Raw genomic sequence first — 18,190 nt, 5'->3', positions numbered from 1 at the left:
GAATCAGGCGAACACCGCATCCAGAAAGTCGCAGACATCATCGTAATCATGCTCTCCATGAAAGCGCCGCACCTCTTCACCGTTGCGATACACCGCCACAACAGGGATTCCCTGTACATGGCAGGCGGCAACGATATCCTTGTTGGCATCAACGTCCACATAGCGAATCAGGAAGCTGTTCGCAAACTCCTCCTGCAGGGCTTCTTCCAAAACCGGATGCAGTGCCTTACAGTGTACACAGCGCTCTGCACCAAACAGTACAAGCACCGGCTTCTCCTGCTGCTTCCATACCTTATCCTTCCACTCCGCCATGCCGCTGACCGGTTCAAACACCTCAGTATCTACGGAGAAAACCTTTTCGCGCCGGCTCAAATCTTCCTCATCATCGGTTGCCACACACAGTGCCACATCCTGATAATACGGCAGGGTTCCTTCCACATCAATCACCGTCTTTGCGCCAAGTGCTCCGGCATTCGGCATACGGAAGGTGGTATTGTCAATACGTGGAATTGCAATTTCTGTCGGTGTCGGCTCCTGTGGAACATAGCTGTACGGATAGCGGTAGCCGCGATAAATCATATTGTTCTTCGGACCTGTTTCATTATGCGTATAATATGGCGAAATCCACTCCCATACAATTTCATGATCTGCGGTTACCTCTATTATACGACCATCGCTTCCTTCTGTCACGAGCGTATTTCCATTCGGAAGACGCTGGGCACTGGAAACATAGGGACTATAGAATTTGCTGGCATCGGTTGGTATGGCATGCGCAAGCTCCTTCGGTGTCAGCTTCCACACAACCTCCAGTGTAATCGGGTTAAACTCCAGCACACGGCTGTAATCCCGCAGCGCATTCTTGGAGCCGTTGCGGCTGCCCGGATTCGGAACGCCATAGCCTCCCCAGCCTCCGTTGTCAAACACCATCAGGTTTCCTTCTCCCGGAAGACCCTTCGGTATCATATGGAAATGATGCTGTCCGATGATCCATCCAAGCTTCCTCAATTCCGGAGTTGCATTGAAATCCGGACCGATTTTCCACACGATCTTCCCGCTTTCCTTATCCAGAATGGCAAGGATATTCGCCTCACGGCAGTCAAAGATGACATTGTCCGGCTTAAAGCGCATATCCCCATGTTCATACCATTTATTCGGGCCAAGATAGCTCATGCAGTTCACATGCAGATAATCGCCGACACCACCGTCACTGGAACGCATATTCGGATCGCGTGCCAGAATATTTTTTGCGGCCTCATCGAAGCCCAGCTCATCAAAATGATCCGAAATAGACCATTTCCATAAAATGTTTCCTTCCCAATCCACCTCAATCATGGCATCATCCAGCAGCTTCTTATCGGAGATTGCCGGATTTTTAATGGTTTGATGAACCAGAATCAGGGTATTCCCCTCCAATGGCTTTGCGTCCATTCCCGGCACATAATATCCAACCGGATTGCCTTCCCTTTGATAATCGTGGTGCTGCCGTGCCATCCAGCGGTGATCTCTTCCGGGATCGTTGATATGTTCAAATTTGTCAAATTCCCAGACGATATTCCCATCGTAATCGATTTCAATCAGATTCACACCATCCTGCATTCCGTAATCCGGATGGCGGTATCCGCTCAGCCCCATCACATAGCCGCCAGGCAAAAGCTTAGGCGGCATGGCGTGCATATTCCATCTGCGCACCTCATTGCCATTCATATCAAACAACAATACACCGTCATTGATCAAGGGTACGATCGTGTACCCGTTCCAGCATTTCTGCGGATCATATACGGTTACTCCGTGTGGAAAAACGTAAGGCTGTCCCATATTGCATTCCTCCATTCTATGGTTTTGCTATGCCTCTTTACCATTCTTTTTTATCAATTTCCCATGTTCAAACATTGCACTGGATAAGGTTCCATCCATATGCAGCAGCTGGTACAGCAGGGTCTGTCTGGTGATATCCTGACGAATGACTGTATAATCATCCTGTAAGGCCTCCTCCAGCTGTGTCACCTGTTCAATCTGTGAGCTTTCATACGGATTATAGAATAGAAAAGCAACTCTGCCGGAATCCGGTGTCAGAATGCTCTTCAGCTGATTTCTCTCCCTGCAATACCGCTCACTTGCCGTAGCGGCAATCGCTCCGTCTGCGGCTGCGGTGACCACCTGACGCAAAAAGGTCTGTGTGCAGTCCCCCACTGCATAAATGCCGGGAACACTGGTTTCCTTTTTCTCATTCACAAGAATATATCCCTTTGCATCACAGGCAACCACATTCTGTACAAACGCTGTCTGCGGCACCATGCCGACAAAGAAGAAGATACCGTCCGCACGCACTTCCCGTGTTTCACCGCTGACAACGTTTTTCAGGATTAACCCGCGGACCTCCTCATCCCCCAGAATTTCCTGCAGGGTGGTGTTCCAGACAAAATCTATTTTCGGATTTGCATAGGCTTCAGCCGCTGCCATTTCATTACAGTCAAGGTGCCCCTTCTCATGCAGGACGATAACGGTTACCTTTTTTGCGAAATGCGTTAGATATCCGCTTTCCTCAATTGCCTGATCGCCGGCTCCCAGTACATAGATTTCCTTATCCCGGAAAAACTCCGCATCACAGGTAGCGCAATAGGCGACCCCATGTCCGGCAAGCTCGATTTCATTCGGAATACCGAGAACCCTCGGCTTCGTCCCCGTATCCAGAATCACACAGTCACCGATAAAATCTCCGCGGCGTTTTGTGTGTACAAGAAACGCACCGTCCTCCATCGTTTCCAATCCGGTTACCGTAGTCCGCTTGAAGACATTGGTGGCATACGACTGGGCATGCGCCTTGAATTTCTGCATCAGACCTGCACCGCTGTCAGAAATAAAGCCCGGATAATTTCGGATTTCTCTGGTGTCGTTGATACGTCCGCCAAAGCTTCCCTTCTCAATCATGAGGGTTTTTCGTCCGGCTCTTCCTGCATAAATGGCAGCTGCCAGACCGGCAGGTCCTCCTCCGATAATGATGACATCATAGCGTTCTTCCATACATCCTCACTCCTTTGCATGATGGTATGTCATACTATATTTATGTTCTCCCTCTCTCCCTGCACCGAGCACGACCCAGATACCGCAGATCAGTGTCAGAAGCAGACAGTAATAGGAGGACAGGAAAATTTGAAACGGTGTGACAACCGGCAGATAGGCATGATTTGCGGCCAGCTGATTGATCACAGTAACAGCTCCCATGACAAAGGCGCTGTTGATTGGTATGATTGCTGTTATATTCGTTGTCATCGCAGTTAACAGAATACTCCTGCGTTCCGGTGATATTCCGGCCTTTTTTCCAATGGTATCCGCAATATCCTTAAACATGAGAATGGAAGGCAGCACACAGCCTGCCAAAAGAATATTGACGATACCGACGCCAAGGGAAATCATCGCCTCTGCACCGCCTACATGCTGTAGCGCTTTTCGTGATGTGAGATAGTTGCAGCATTTCTCCATCATTCCGCCCTCTACGGCAATCGCAATCAGACCATAGAGCAGGATGGTGGAAATGATGATATCGACCACGCCGGATAAGCCGTCAAACAGAATGCCGTGCAGCTCCTGTGTTTCATACTGAATGCTGATCAGATCAGAAAACCGGAACAGTCCGGTTGCGATTCCGACGATTATACCTGCCACAATCGCATAGGTGACGCCGACAAACAGATCACTTGTTTTAAAGCAGATTATCAGCAGAAGCAGAATCGGCAGCAGCATCCACAGTCCCTTTGGATTGCACATGCTCGCAAGCAGCTCGGGATTCTGTGCGCTTCCACTGGTTCCCAAAGCATAAAACAGAACAGCGGACAGAATTCCTGCGATGAGCAGATACGGCAGACGCTGTTTCATTACACGCAGCAAATCAGCTCCCTTGTTTGTGACAGGATCATGCTGGGAGGCAATCGTCGTATGAATGACCTGAGAGCTTGGGGAGAGTGCATCCCCAAAGAAAATGCCGCTCAGCATAGCCCCTGTCAGAATCGCAGGATCAGCGCCCATCAGCACCCCTGCCGGATAAAAAATCGGCACAACGGCCAGAAGTGCCGCAATCGGTGCACCTGCGCCCATGGAAATAAGCGAGGATACAAGAAAACAGAAAACCGTGAAGCTTCCTCCGCTCAAATGCAGATGCATGCCAATCCAGACAAAGCCGGAGCCGATCTGTCCGACAGCCAGAAGCTTGGAAAAGATACCGATCACCATGAAGATCATAATCAGTCTGGCATTTCCATACTGGGCAAGACCGTGTACGATGGCATCCCAGTAATGCGCCTTGTCAGCACATAGGAGGAATCCGATCAGAATGGCAAGTACCGCCGCCAGAATCAGCGCCTTCATAGAGTAATAATGAAAACAGATCATGATGATACCGCTCAGCAGAACATACAGTACGATGGGCAGTACGGCGAATTCCTGATGCATATGGAATTTCAATAAAGCGTTTACATCGTTCTTTTTCATATAGCCACCAACCTTGGATCCACCCCTATGATAACACTCCCTTTTTCCTGTTACGTGTTGGCATTCCAACAGTTTCTCACTTTTTGTGAATAAAATAACAAATTAAAAAACAGCGATTTTTCACAAGAAAGAGGTTGGGTGAACAGTACAGAATATGATGTGCCAATTGAGAACAGAGGATTTTCAGGGCTGTGCAAATGCAGAGCAGATGAGGAAAAGCCTTTTTCTTTCACAGCGGACATGCAGGAAATGTATAGCGAAATATGTGTGCCGTATACGACAGCAAGGCGTTTTCGGGAATATGAAAAAAAGACTTCGTTTTTAATCAAGTGAAGTCTCTGTTCTCATTCATTTTCAAAAAAGAGAAATGCTGGCAGCATGTGTGCGATCTGCTTTCTTCTCTGTACCTATAGATTTTGTTCCCGCATGTTTACGGCTCTTCGCCCGATCTGTAATCATAGCGCTTCTTTATGACACACAGATCAGATTTTATTCATGAAGTGTACCTCTTCTTTATGTATATTCGTATATATTCGCATAACTTGATCTCTGCTGCTTTTATGATAGATGAGATATCCATCTGCATCCGTTTTGAAGATAACCGTAAGCTCGCCAACCTTACAGGTATGCAATTGATCATCATCCGTTTCGCAGATACGCACATAGTCCTCAAGTGCAGCATTCTCCAGGGTTTGTTCAAAGGTCTGTTTGTCCCAGCGTATGGTGTTGAAGCCCTGAGGCAGCAGACCGGTATCCGCTATGTTCACCTGTGCCATAAGCCCTGACTGCTTTGTCTGTTCGATATGGAAAGAAGCTCCCTTTTCATCCGTATAGGTGCCGCTGAATTCATAAGGGGCATATACATCGTTTGGCTTGGCTGTAGTATCCTCCGTGCTGCTGGATTTACGAATACTAAGATCTACAAGCTGACCCTTTTCATTCTCCTGCTTCAAATGAAAGCTATCTGCGGCTTCCAGTTTTTTTAAGGCTGTATCCAGCTGTGCTACAGTATCCTTGTCCTTCTGAAATTCCTCGACATCCCTGTCAGGCTCAGCGCTGCATGCACAGCATAGCAGCATCAGTATACAGCATCCGATTTTCTTCATCATTCTATTGTACATTTGCATGCCGATTGCTTAGGCTCGCACTCCTTCTTTCCTTAATTGTACACGAGAAAAGCTGAATTGTCTTCCATATAGTTAAGATTAGACAGCGTTTTATTCAGAAGCTGCTTCTATTATGGCTGTAATCGGAGTTAGCTTGCCAACTGTGATGCTTCGCATACTTCTGAAGCTGATACTTTTAAAATATAGGATAAGCTTGATGAGACAAAATGTTTTTCAATATATTTTATTTTTTACGTTCATTATTATGGTAAAATGGATGCATAGGTAAATCAAAGTTAGGAGTTATTATATGGAAAGTTTAGATAATATGTTAAACATTGGAAAAGAAATGAAAAGAAAGCTTTTCTCAATCGGTGTCAGGTCATCAGAAGATTTAATTAGACTAGGTAGTAAAGAAGTGTTTTCTCAATTAAAAGAACAGTATCCAAACGTATGCTTAGTTCATCTATATGCACTGCAAGGTGCAATTGATAATGTCGATTATGATAAACTTCCGGATGAAGTCAAACGTGATTTAAAGCAATTTCATGATCGTATAAAAGATAAATAGAAGTGCATAAATTAGTTTTTATTCAATGGCTATAAAGATAAATCACGATTGGAGGAGGTATTTTATGTTTAATGAAGTATGCATATATGAGGCAAAGCTGACCAAGTTAGATGAAATTGAAGAACTGATGAGGGAAGTGGCGGAATTTTACTTGGAGCAAGATGGTGTTATTGATGTACATTATATAAAACGTACTCACAGACAAAAAGATTTCAATGCAGTTAAAGAGGGAGAATTACCTGTTCGTCTTACAAGAAATGTAGGTAAGGTAACATATGTCTTGTATTGGGTGATGGAAAATGAAGAAGTTCATGCAAGAGTTGGAAAACTGGGTTTGGAAAAGTTCTATAAGCGTTGGAATAGGTGTTTGATCACAATGCCCAAAATAATTCTGGGTGAGAATATTGTTTGATTTACAAATTTCAGTTTATTGAACTTAAAACAAGGAATTATGGAGGTTGATAACGTGAATACACCTGCATTGGTAACAAAACGTTTGATTTTACGAAGATTCACAGAAAAGGATATGAAAGCTCTTTTCCTCATTTTGAAAGATGAGGAAGTTAATAAATTCTTACCATGGTATCCTTTGAAAAATTTAGAGGAAACAAGGAAATTTTATGAAGAAAGATATGCTTTGAAATACGTACAGCCGCAGGCATATGCGTATGCAATCTGTTTAAAAGAAGATAATTTTCCTATAGGCTATGTCAATGTTGATATGGAAAAACATCATGACTTTGGTTATGGACTTCGGCAGGAGTTTTGGCATAGGGGAATTGTTACAGAAGCAGGGAAAGCAGTCATAGAACAAGTGAAAACAGATGGTTTGCCTTATATTACGGCAACGCACGATAAAAACAACCCGAGAAGTGGGAATGTTATGCGAAGGGTAGGGATGACCTATCGTTATTCCTATGAAGAACAATGGCAGCCAAAGGATTTTCCTGTAATATTCAGAATGTATCAGCTCAATTTTGATGGTAATGAGGATTTTGTGTATAAGACGTATTGGAATATGTATAGCAATCATTTCATTGAGAAATTAAAATTTGATAAGAAATAATCATAATAGATTTTACTGTTTATATCACATTGTGACGGATATAACAATTATTTTTTTGTTAAGCATGCTGATGAAAAGCGACATTCCAAAATACCTGAAAATCAAAGCAGAACAGGTAAATGGTCTTTTCCTGCATAAAATTTTGCAATGCTTTACCATCTTTATCGATTTCACTTTTCCTTCAGTTGTCTAAATCTATTCACTATGGAGTACCATAAGCTATAAACAAAAAGTATGACATTATGAGAATGCAGCTTTTCAACACCGCTAAGACAGATCGTGAGTATTCCTATGATGATGTCAAAATGATATCAAAATAGAAATTTTAAGTAGCCGTTACCTCAATTTTATGATATAATAAACCCTGCAAATGATGTGCCCGTAGCTCAATTGGATAGAGTATCAGATTCCGATTCTGACGGTTGCAGGTTCGATCCCTGTCGGGTGCGCCAGAATATTATAGAAGCCCTGTTGTTCAGGGTTTTTTTCTATTCCTTATACAGCATAAGAAACAACTTGCGATTTCTTCACATTCTGTCCAAATCAGAATGTTTTAGAAAACACTCGAAAGCATTATGAAGTATAGCTTTATACAAATAGTCACTTAATATCATTTTAAGTAAGACTACTTCATGATTACAGTATCTCCCTAATAACCATTTACAGAATAAAAGCGGCGAGCAGACGCTAACGCATCAAGCTCGCCATTATTTATTTACAGTGTGTTCCTTTTCTTATTTTTGAGGCTGTTAAAATAGAAATCACTATACCAGAAGCTACTAAGAGTAACACCCAAAGCGATCTGTTAGATTTATCTCCGGTTTCCGGTACTTCTTTTGTCCCTGGTGTGTTCACATTCACTGAAGACTCCAATTCATTCTCCTTTTCATTATACCAGGAAGGACTAGTTACATTATCCTTTACCCCCTCATCGATATCAACACTATCCTTTCTGTAATACAAAAACTTGGCAAAAGCTATTTCTCCCTCCTTAATGATTCCAGTTTCTCCCGATTTTTCCACCTTGTAGGCTTTGTTGTTATCGGTATCCTCTACTGTATAGCGAATTCCGGAAGGAAGACCTTTAGCAGCAATACTCTCTTCATGCTTCAAAACAATGTTCGCTACACCCTGCTTAAATCTCATGTCTCCATAAACACCCGTAATTCTCTTATCACTCAGAGTCACGGTAAATGTAAAGTCCTTTTTCTGTTCTTCTTCATTTCCGGCTACTGTATTGGAAATCATCAGACTTCCGGTTTTAACCTCAGGCTCTGTTGGCGTACTGTTCTTCGTATTAAGGAACTCCACTGTAGAAGCATTCGTTGTAATCTTGCCTTTCGCACCTTTTGAGGTTGTGATATAACCATCCTGATTACTTTCAACCTCAACGACTTCATACGCTGTTCCTAACGGAAGATTTATGGCAGACTTACGTTCCCCATGCTTCAGAGTAAATTCGTCTGACACACCACTCTTGAAGCTTATATCACCGAACAATCCGTTAATTTTTGTATCCTGAAGGTATACTCGAAAATGGAAATCCTTTTTCGTATCTCCCTTAGTTCCATCTACAAGCTTAGATATTGTCAGATTACCACCTTTCCATTCGGCAATCAGCTTCATAGAAGCTGTCTGAGCCTTCACCTCTATGCTGTCACCTGGTTGATACACTTTATCTTTATACTTCCAACCAATGAATTTATACCCGTCTTTCATCGGAGCTGTCTTAACCATATGCGTTTTCCCAATTTTAATAACTTCCTCATCATATTTCTCAATGCCATCCGGAGATATGCCACCGGCCAAATCATAGGAAATGACTCCCCAGTCCTCCAGAGCATCGGCCGTTCCATTACCATCTTCATCGAATCCCCAGGCTGCATAAACTGTTATATTTTCTTTTCCAAATAAAATCTCCGTGATTGTTTCCAATTCACAATCATTCCATTGATAGATTTTATTGTTTTTCTTTGTTGTCCAGCCAATGAAAACAACAGCCTTTCCATCTACCTTACTATGCATTGGCTTTTCATTTGATAGTATCGCCTTCTCTTTCGGCAAATATTTGTTAATATCCTTCGGCATGTTCTGAACGATTCCATCGTTAAGAGCATTTTCTGAATATAACAGCTGTGAGAGTGTCTCCGTATAATCTGCCTGGTTATTTCCATTGCGATCTTCTGCCCAAACTGCATAAAGTGTTACATTTTCAGTACCCATGACGATAGTGTTTCCGCTAATCAATATTTTTTCTATGTCGGCCTTTTGTTCTGCAGTAAAAGCTGCGCTGTATGGCTGGCGACTCCAGCCGACAAAAATTTCTCTCGCATTACGTGTAAAGCCCTTCTCATCTGTTATAGCAATACTCTCACCGTGTTTGATGCCGTTTTTCTCTGCCGGTGTAGTTCCATTGCCACCATTTAAATCATACTTTAAAGAATATGTCTCCAGTACATCAGCAGTACCGTTGCCATTCTCATCATAGCCCCAGGCTGCATAAACCGTAACGTTTTCATTACCAAAGGTAATTTTTTTAACTGTTTTTATAGGTGTATGATTCCGTTCGCAGATATGAGGACTCTGTGTTGTTGTCCAGCCGAGGAATACTACCTTTTTGCCATTCACCTCACTGTGACTTGGCACTGTTTCGCTCAGTGAAGCCTTATTACCCGGCAAATAAATCTTGTTGTCATTGGTAGGCATATTTTCAACGTTACCTTCGATGACATTGGCATCATATACCAGCTGATGTTCCTCCAGATAGTCTGCTATTCCATTATTGTTGCTATCAGCAGCCCACACGGCATAAACATTGGTATTTCCATCTGGATCTGCAGCATCCGTTTCCAGCATCGTTACTTCTGTCTGTATGCTGTCTTTCAGCGTTTCATATTCCCTTGAATTTGTAATAATCGTATCAAGAGTCGGTTTAATACTCCATCCCACAAAAATATGATTCCCGTTTTCAAAGGTAAAGCGTCCAGATATCCCCTCCGTGCTCCCTAATTCATCATGCTCTATCTGCTTACCCGCAATATCCTTAGCAGTTGAGGATAGCTGTACTTTCTCACCTGCTACATGATAATGAGGACAAATCACATCTTTGCGATCAGAAGCAGCGTCATGGTATCGAACGTGTACAGCATCATCATTATAGTCAGGATTTCCATTACCATTTCCATCGATTGCCCATACCGCATAAAGCGTAAGGTCCTTTTCCGGCATCGAAAGCTCATCATCAATAATAATTTTGTTAATGACCTCTTGTGAAGCATCCGCTGATAACGGTGAGGATATTTTTTCCTTACTCCAACCGGCAAAGATTGCTCCTTCTCTTTTCAAATTGTCCGGCTTTGCCGCTATCGGAACAGATTCATTGGCAATATGCGCAGAGGATCCCGGCACATCGCCAGTGCCACCATTACCATCATAACGTACGGTGTAAAGCTTGTTTATCTGAGCGGTAAACACCCTATCCTTCACGATCGACAATTCTTTGAGCTCCTCGGTACTATATACTTTATTATCGGCATCAGACCATTGACCATCAAAACGCCAGCCATCTGCTTCTTTAACAGTTGGAATCGTTCCAACCGTATTTTTGTGCCATACCTTTATACTTGCCTTACTGATTGTAGCATTTTCTGCTTTGAAAGTAATCGTGTGAGGCGCTTGAAGTCCAATTGATAAATTCGTATTCTTTTTGAGATTTTCCTCGTCACAGTTAACAACAATGGTGCCGGTAGCACTATTGTTGTTGCCGTCTTCTTTAAATATCCCATCTTCCGGCAACGAGAACTTCAAAGGATATGCGCTATTTATATCAGTATTACCGGGGTTTGTAATTTTCACATGGTAAGTATCAGCTCGGCGTCCGGTAAATTTAAAAGTTCCGTTCTTCGCAGTTGTTTCATGACTTTCTGTATCGTCACTTCCCACTGCATTCTGATGAGGCGCTTCTATCTTTACATCACCTTTGTACAGCTCGTCCGTATCCTCATCATAAACGCCATTGAAATTCCTGTCTACAAAGATCTTTCCTTCAATGATTCCTGTCTGGAACTCCGCTTGTATATGCGGCAAAGGCATATGTCCACCGTTTTCTTCATTACCTACTGTATACGGCGTATACCCGCAAGGCCCGAAATTAACAACACTACCCACCAAAGCTGATGTTGCCTTTTCTGCTTCATAATGCAGATAGATTTTTATTTCTGCATTATTTGGTATTTCTGTGACCGTATCCTTCGCGCTGATACGAAGCATTTTTACTGTAGACCAATCCGATATTTTATCTGCATCTACATAATTATCTTTATTATTATAATAGAGCGGATCACCTATCGTTGCTTTGGAATCAACTGTTGTACTATACTGCACCTGCAAATCACTTTGAGAGCTTCCTATCATCGTTGCAGGTCCACTCATTTTCATATTAAATTCAAACGGCTTGTCCTGAATATGGGTATCCCAGTTGTCTCCCTTCTTGGGTACTGGAATATAATAATAAAAGGCTTTTGCGTCTTCCTCACCAAATGGTCTGCCGGTTTCGTTTTTGGCAGTAAACCGAAAATCAATGCTATGAGTATCTTCTTTTAAAAACTCAATTTTCTTATCTATCTCATAATTGGCATATCCTTCATCGCTGATATCAGCAGAATCACCCTCAGACAGCTTTGCGCCAAAGCCAAAGCTCAGACCAAGACGCGCCGCTACGATTGATAACTTTGTATCATCAGCATTTTTATTAAAGGTACAAAATTTCTCTGTTGTATCCGCATCGCCATCCCAATCATCGGTATCTGACTGTATATATTCACTCTGCGTACCACCGGCATTATCAGATGCCAGAGATGCACTTTTTATTCGCACACAGTTCCGCATATCCAGGGCCATGGCATCCGCAACCTTATCAATTTTCATATCGAAAGACAGACCAATCTGATACTGTCCCAGATTCTGCGTAAACCAGCCGACCGGAGCCTTGCCACTCTCAAATGAAATTTTGTACATTCTGTAATCATTCGCGCATTCACTATCAAGAATAGTATAATCCGTCTTTTCCTGCAATGGAGCGCTTTTTACCTTTCCAGTCTCTGGCGTACCATCCCCTAACAGGACGCGATCAGCCGTACTTCCTTCCAATCTGGTTAGCTTCAAATTCTCTATCTTAATGGATTTTGGTAACCGGATATAGATTTCCGTATCCATTACCAGCCTATGAATTGAGTACGGATACGCCGTGGAGGCGATAACACCGTTGAATTGAACTGTCTCTCCGGCAGTCGTGGAATGTATATCCAATACCGGAATTTTTTTGCCATTCTCTATTGTATTTATCAGCGCAAGAGACACCTGATTGCTCTCATTGGCTGAAACAAATTTTGCGTCGAAGGTAGCTGGAAGAACAGTTTCATCACGGGTTTGCGTATCATACATTTTCATAGTCGCAAACGATGGGATATTTTTAGGTTCCATGGCTTTTTTAAGCTTTCCCAATGTTCCTGCACAAGCTGAAGACGGATCTGCTGTTCGAGACTCGACATAGCCCATATAGTTAGCATCATAAACACCGACATTTGCGCGTATATTGGTGAAATACTCGTCCTTCTTGAGCCCTGCCATTTCAGCAGTGAACAAAGCAAAGCCGTTACTACTTGTAAGTGCATGGGAGTATTTCGTTTCTGACGTCTTGTTCGTCGTATACCAAACCTCAATCGGATTTCCACTGGTAGCAGGAATTCGCTGTGCAATTACTCCAAGTTCATCCGAGTCCTGATAAATAAATTCCACAGTCTGTGGTTCACTCTCCATTGTCCCTTGGTTAGACACAAGAAACTGTCCAAGGAAATAGACCATATCCGGCTCTGAATCATAGACGCTGACAATACCAGATTTCCCAGAGGTACCAGCGCCTGAGCTTGCTCCCTGCATCCTTATATCACTCGCGTTTCCGGCCTTGAATTGATCCAAATTTTCCTTATTAAAATCGTTGTTTAATATATTGACAGTATTCGCAGTCGTTTCATAAAGACCGTCTGCATAGGTAATCGTTCCACCCACAGCTGTACGATTAACTGTCCCTGTTCCGTCCGCCTTTATAAGTTGAATATTCGAATTTCTCCACTCAATTTTATCTCCAGCATCACAAGGCTCTCCATCCTTCCAACGAAAATAAGGCGTGAAATAATCATCCCGGGGAATATACATGTTTTCCCAGATCAAAGTAACAGTATGATTGATATTGTCGATTTTCTCATTAAATTGAAATTTCTGCTCATCCTTGTGATGAACAGGATCCATCCAGTTATCGCCATATTCCTTTGTATCAAAATCTGTCCGCACATACTCCGCATAGGTGCCCTTTGTACTATTGTACGGCAGCGCGATAGTAACCTCCAGTTTTTGAAAGAACATCCCCATGCTGTAGCGGTTTCTGTCCGGGCGAAAACGAATCTGCTGCATTTTAAAAGGTGTATTTGCTGCTGCAGGAACTATTCTCTTTGAATCCCAAGAGGTCATAACAGGGCCAGAAGTAAGCTTGTCACCTGTGATTACAGCTTTTCCGGAAACCTTTTGATATTCTATTTGTTCATCCCCTTGTCCGGAATAAACACTGACTTCCAATGGATTTTTCATCGTTGAGCCAAGTTTCTTATTCCAAAGTGTGGTATCCGGTGCCAAAATGATATTGAAGCTGCTATATTCTGCTGTATCACGAAGTGAGTAGGTAATCGTACCGGATTTAGGGCGATAGCTTCCATAGGTGTTATCACTATTCAACTCTTCGATATTTTCTGGTGATACACTTGCTACCAGGCCTGTCATGGCATTTGGTTTTGGATACTCTACGACAATCAGACCGTCCGGAACGTTTATTTTCACCCTTTTATTCTTTAAATTCAGTGTGCTTTGAACCTTGACATGCAGTGTTACCGACTTCGTATAATCAATGGTAAAGAGGCCATTTCCTTCTAACAAGGATTGTTCCGTACCTGCATCATCTTTAATTACTGCCGTCGTAATCTGCATTCCCGGATTTTCTTTTGCCAAAGTCTTTTTCGGCATCTCGGATAACACATTGTCAGCTTTATGCTCTGGTGCTTCAGTTGATGCATCCTCCGTTTGCGATGTCTCGTTCAGCTTATCCGCAGCTTGTTGCTTGTTTGCATTTGACTCGGGTATCTTCTCCTCAGAGAGAAAAGAGTCCTCTTCCTTGTACTCCTCAGCCAGAACCCCCGCTATATTTGTAACAATAATCCCCATACAGAGGATTGCACATACAAGATTTCTCCCTCGTATCTTCTTCAGACCTCTCATGATCAATCACTCACTTTCTAAAACCTAATAAAAACCCAATAGTATAATAAGCTTCGTTACTCATATAAAATTTCAAATTCTAAACTAAATCGCCTTTCCATAATCTGCTCAACTTCTAAAATATAATATTTCTTGAAGTCTCCACGCTATCCGCTGATCAATTTAAAGGCAAATAACATAATCAATCGATGATATAAAAGGATGGAATAGAAGGTGTCACCTTATTCTGTTAAGTACATACGACATGTCTTCCCATTATTTCTTTTGAATATTCTGTTCCGCCTCCTCCATTAGGATTGCATGCTTGATAAGATTTGCATGCCGATAAAAGGTAGACCTCTTGATGTTCAGTTCTTTTTGGTATTCACTTAATGCCTCCCTGTCAACTAAACGTTTTCTTATTTGTACCTCAAAGTCATTCGGCAAATCAATTGATGGCCGTCCATAATTTCCTTTTCCCTCTAATTTTCTTTGCAAAGCCTTCTGGATGCCTCTATGCTGACTTTCCTTCATCTTCTTGCGGTTCAAATCTATAATATATTCATAAAAGGAAGAATGTACAGCTGCATCAATGACCATCCCCTGAATGGATAGCTGTATTCCGTTTTTTGCATATTCCCGCAATTCATTTTCCACCTGTATGACATCCTCTCCCAGAGCGGTGAATGATGTGAGTTTCAAATTTTTATGTTTCATCCCAGTATCCTTTCTTATGTTCTATACGTTGCATCTAATTTCCAGGTGCTAGTGAGGTCATACGAAATCCAAAACACCACTGCAGGATTTCCATGCATTATATTTTTACAGCACCCTGCACATTATAGGAATCCGGTTGATTATAGGTGAGATTTGATGCAAGTGTATTACTTATGTCTATCAGACCTTGTATAAGCGTTGGATTAAACACACCGCATTCTCCATTTACAATCATGTGCAATGCCTTTGTATGTGAATATGCCTTTTTATAGCACCTTTCACTGGTTAGTGCATCATATACATCTGCCAGTGCTACCACCTGCGCTGCGATCGGTATCTCTTCTCCCTTCAGCCCATCCGGATAGCCGCTTCCATCATATCGCTCATGGTGCCAGCGGCAAATTTCAATGGCTACCTTGACAAGCTCGGATTCCCGCTGTTCCGCTGGTAATTCCATCAGCATTTCAGCACCGATCTCTGTATGCGTCTTCATTACCCGAAACTCCTCAGCTGTTAATTGTTCCGGCTTATTTAAAATTGCATCGGGTATCGCGATTTTCCCTATATCATGAAGTGCTGAAGCTGTGCTGATGATGTCTATATCGGTATCTGTCAGCATATACGGAGTGCTTTGGTGAACAAGGGTTTCCAACAAAAGCCTTGTTATCGTATGAACATGCCGGATATGCGAGCCGCTTTCACCATTACGAAATTCTACAATGTGGGATAGGATAGAAATCATCAGCTTATTATTTTTTTCTTGACTTTGATATTGCTGTGCGATTATTTCTTCGAGGTAATGCTGCCGTGCATATAACAGCATTGTATTCGCTATTCGATGCTGGACAATCGCAGGGTCAAATGGCCGGCTTATATAATCAAATGCCCCGAAGTCATATGCCTGTTTTATATTCGCAGGAGAATTGTCCGCAGAGATCATAATAACCGCAAGGCTGGCATTCCAGCTTCTTTTTTTTTATAAAAGCCAAAACTTCGAAACCATCCATTTTCGGCATCATGATATCCAGTAATAAGAGTGAAAATTCCGTTTTGTAGCGAGAAAGAAGAGCTATCGCCTCCACTCCATTTTCCGCTTCTACAATGTCATACTGATTCTCAAGGATTTCAATCAGAAGAGCTCTGTTTATTTCTGAATCATCTGCTATAAGAATTTTTTGTTTATTCACATGCATCCATCGCTTTCATAACAAGGTATATTTCACGATTTTATTATAATTTTAGTTGAACACCCTGACAACATCCCGATTGGTAAGGTATACCCATACGCTTTATACAAAATTGGTAAGGTGAACAAATAGCTTCGCATATGCATACTGACAAACAGAAGGTCGCATACTATAATAATGGAAAAAAACCGGAAAGGATATGGGTATGGAAGCACAAGAAACGAAATTCTCATTTGTCTATCATGAAGTAAAGCAGCGCATCCTTACAAACCAAATACCACCCGGCGATTATATGCCCTCCTCAAGAATACTCTGTCATCAATTTAATGTGAGCCGTTATACCATCAATCGCGTCTTTGAAGCACTGCAAAAGGAGGGATATATTGAGATAAAACCTCGCATCGCTCCCATCGTATTACCGCGAGAAGCCGTAATACAGCAGGAGAATGAAGGTATTGACATTTTGCGAAGTCGTGATAACATTCTACAGTTATATCAGACATTTGCCTTGATACTTCCCTCCTTGTTAAGCTTTGCAGCAAAGCACTGTAATCTGGAAATTCTGTATCATTACAAAAAAGCTATGAAGGTCTCCCGTATGGGAATTTCCGCCGGAGGGTGGCGTCCTGTATCAAATCTGTTAAAAGAAATTCTGACAATTGGAGGAAGTCCCTTGCTGGGGAACCTTTATTCTGTCTTTGAACTACATTCTCATTTAAGCTTTTTCACAGAAAACAGTACCTTTTTTCTGAAAGTCTTACGAAAGGATTCCATCCCCATAACAGCAAATCTTATCAGTATCCTGAAAGAAAAGGATACACATGTTATGTATACTCAGCTGACTCATCTTCTTCACAAATTTGTATATGCTGTTCAAGAAACCCTGCAGCATCTGGCAGATACATTGGAGACTTATCCCCTGCAGAGCCCTGCTGCTTTTTCATGGAGACCAACGCGTGGCAAGGATTATTTCTATACTCGCATCGTTAGTGATCTGAACCGCAAAATAGGCCGCGGTGATTATCCGCGTGGCACTTTTCTCCCCAGTGAAAAGCAATTGGCTGCAATCTATAATGTTTCTGTTTCCACAATACGAAAAGCTCTGACAGAGCTTTCACAACGAGGCTTTGTCAGAACGATAAACGGAAAAGGTACAATGATTATAAACCCGGATGATACCCGTGTAAGGCAGATGCTTCCCAATCCGGGACGAACAGAGGAGGCATTGCGGTACTTGCATGCTTTGCAATTACTGGCATTGATCATTCACCCTGCAACGGTGAATGCTGCCGCAAAATTCAAGAAAAGGGAGCTGAAGAGTTTAGAGGAAAAGCTCTATCTTCCGGATTCTATCTGTATTATAGATATATTTGAAGCTATTTTATACCATACGGATGCACAACCCCTGAAAAGCATACTGGAAGAGGCCTTTCGCCTCACAGAATGGGGGCATTATATTGCTTATTACGATCATAAAAAGCAGGTATTGCAGACAGTTAATAAAGGACTGCGCTTAGCAGTACATGAGTTGCATACAGGAGACTACATAGAATTTGCTAATCGAATTGCTGATAGCTATTACCACATATTTCAGCATGCCAGAGACATCATGACAAACAAATACGGTTTTTCTTCCGCTGCATCCATCCAGTTACCGGAGAAGTATTATTGAAAACTTCATTTGACAGCATTTGTATATCTAAATTTTCAGTAGTTACTCTTTCTTTTCAACGATTTCTATTGTTTTTCTTTTCCT

Annotated in this window: 12 protein-coding genes and 1 tRNA gene; 5 read left to right on the top strand and 8 right to left on the bottom strand. The window is 42.3% G+C overall.

Going from position 1 to position 18,190, the window contains the following annotated elements; all coding sequences use genetic code 11:
- Positions 1-3: 3 nt before the first annotated feature.
- The 4 genes from ACG3M1_RS04615 to ACG3M1_RS04600 form a co-directional block, all read right to left on the bottom strand.
- A complete protein-coding gene (locus ACG3M1_RS04615; RefSeq protein WP_008817006.1) occupies positions 4-1,815 on the bottom strand; it encodes an aryl-sulfate sulfotransferase in 1,812 nt (603 codons plus the stop codon).
- 27 nt (positions 1,816-1,842) lie between these two features.
- The gene (locus tag ACG3M1_RS04610) at positions 1,843-3,021 is read right to left on the bottom strand and encodes an NAD(P)/FAD-dependent oxidoreductase (protein WP_021419700.1); all 1,179 of its coding nucleotides are present in this window, start codon (positions 3,019-3,021) and stop codon (positions 1,843-1,845) included.
- 6 nt (positions 3,022-3,027) lie between these two features.
- Positions 3,028-4,485, bottom strand: a complete 1,458-nt coding sequence (locus ACG3M1_RS04605) for a membrane protein (RefSeq protein ID WP_009269744.1) — start codon at positions 4,483-4,485, stop codon at positions 3,028-3,030.
- Positions 4,486-4,967: 482 nt separating this feature from the next.
- The gene (locus ACG3M1_RS04600) at positions 4,968-5,594 is read right to left on the bottom strand and encodes an RRP8 family class I SAM-dependent methyltransferase (protein WP_257319706.1); all 627 of its coding nucleotides are present in this window, start codon (positions 5,592-5,594) and stop codon (positions 4,968-4,970) included.
- A 307-nt stretch (positions 5,595-5,901) separates the two neighbouring features.
- On the opposite strand from ACG3M1_RS04600, the gene ACG3M1_RS04595 reads away from it, so the two are divergent.
- The 4 genes from ACG3M1_RS04595 (at position 5,902) to ACG3M1_RS04580 (ending at position 7,680) form a co-directional block, all read left to right on the top strand.
- A complete protein-coding gene (locus ACG3M1_RS04595) occupies positions 5,902-6,162 on the top strand; it encodes a TfoX/Sxy family DNA transformation protein (protein WP_008817010.1) in 261 nt (86 codons plus the stop codon).
- Positions 6,163-6,226: 64 nt separating this feature from the next.
- The gene (locus ACG3M1_RS04590; RefSeq protein ID WP_008817011.1) at positions 6,227-6,574 is read left to right on the top strand and encodes a hypothetical protein; all 348 of its coding nucleotides are present in this window, start codon (positions 6,227-6,229) and stop codon (positions 6,572-6,574) included.
- Positions 6,575-6,628: 54 nt separating this feature from the next.
- Positions 6,629-7,228, top strand: coding sequence for a GNAT family N-acetyltransferase (locus ACG3M1_RS04585; RefSeq protein ID WP_008817012.1), 600 nt, complete (start codon positions 6,629-6,631; stop codon positions 7,226-7,228).
- Between the two features lie 375 nt (positions 7,229-7,603).
- Positions 7,604-7,680 (top strand) — tRNA-Arg (locus ACG3M1_RS04580).
- A 259-nt stretch (positions 7,681-7,939) separates the two neighbouring features.
- Here ACG3M1_RS04580 and ACG3M1_RS04575 read toward each other — a convergent pair.
- The 4 genes from ACG3M1_RS04575 to ACG3M1_RS04560 form a co-directional block, all read right to left on the bottom strand.
- A complete protein-coding gene (locus tag ACG3M1_RS04575; RefSeq protein ID WP_242408054.1) occupies positions 7,940-14,551 on the bottom strand; it encodes an InlB B-repeat-containing protein in 6,612 nt (2,203 codons plus the stop codon).
- 255 nt (positions 14,552-14,806) lie between these two features.
- Positions 14,807-15,247: a hypothetical protein gene (locus tag ACG3M1_RS04570; RefSeq protein WP_008817014.1), complete on the bottom strand. Its 441-nt coding sequence runs from the start codon at positions 15,245-15,247 to the stop codon at positions 14,807-14,809.
- A 97-nt stretch (positions 15,248-15,344) separates the two neighbouring features.
- On the bottom strand, positions 15,345-16,187 hold the full coding sequence (locus ACG3M1_RS04565; RefSeq protein ID WP_008817015.1) for an HD domain-containing protein: 843 nt from the start codon (positions 16,185-16,187) through the stop codon (positions 15,345-15,347).
- Positions 16,141-16,440 carry a response regulator gene (locus ACG3M1_RS04560; protein WP_008817016.1) on the bottom strand — a complete coding sequence of 100 codons (300 nt, stop codon included), beginning with the start codon at positions 16,438-16,440 and terminating at the stop codon, positions 16,141-16,143. The genes ACG3M1_RS04565 and ACG3M1_RS04560 overlap by 47 nt, the downstream gene beginning before the upstream one ends.
- 199 nt (positions 16,441-16,639) lie before the next feature.
- On the opposite strand from ACG3M1_RS04560, the gene ACG3M1_RS04555 reads away from it, so the two are divergent.
- Entirely contained in the window at positions 16,640-18,106 is a 1,467-nt protein-coding gene (locus ACG3M1_RS04555) for a GntR family transcriptional regulator (protein WP_008817017.1), read from the top strand.
- Positions 18,107-18,190: the final 84 nt, after the last annotated feature.

Origin of the sequence: Clostridium sp. 10cd* (assembly GCF_044336395.1) — a bacterium.
Taxonomy (GTDB): Bacteria; Bacillota_I; Bacilli_A; order Erysipelotrichales; family Erysipelotrichaceae; genus Clostridium_AQ; species Clostridium_AQ innocuum.
Note: the sequence above shows the minus strand (reverse complement) of the source record. Positions and strands in the feature narration are given on the sequence as shown.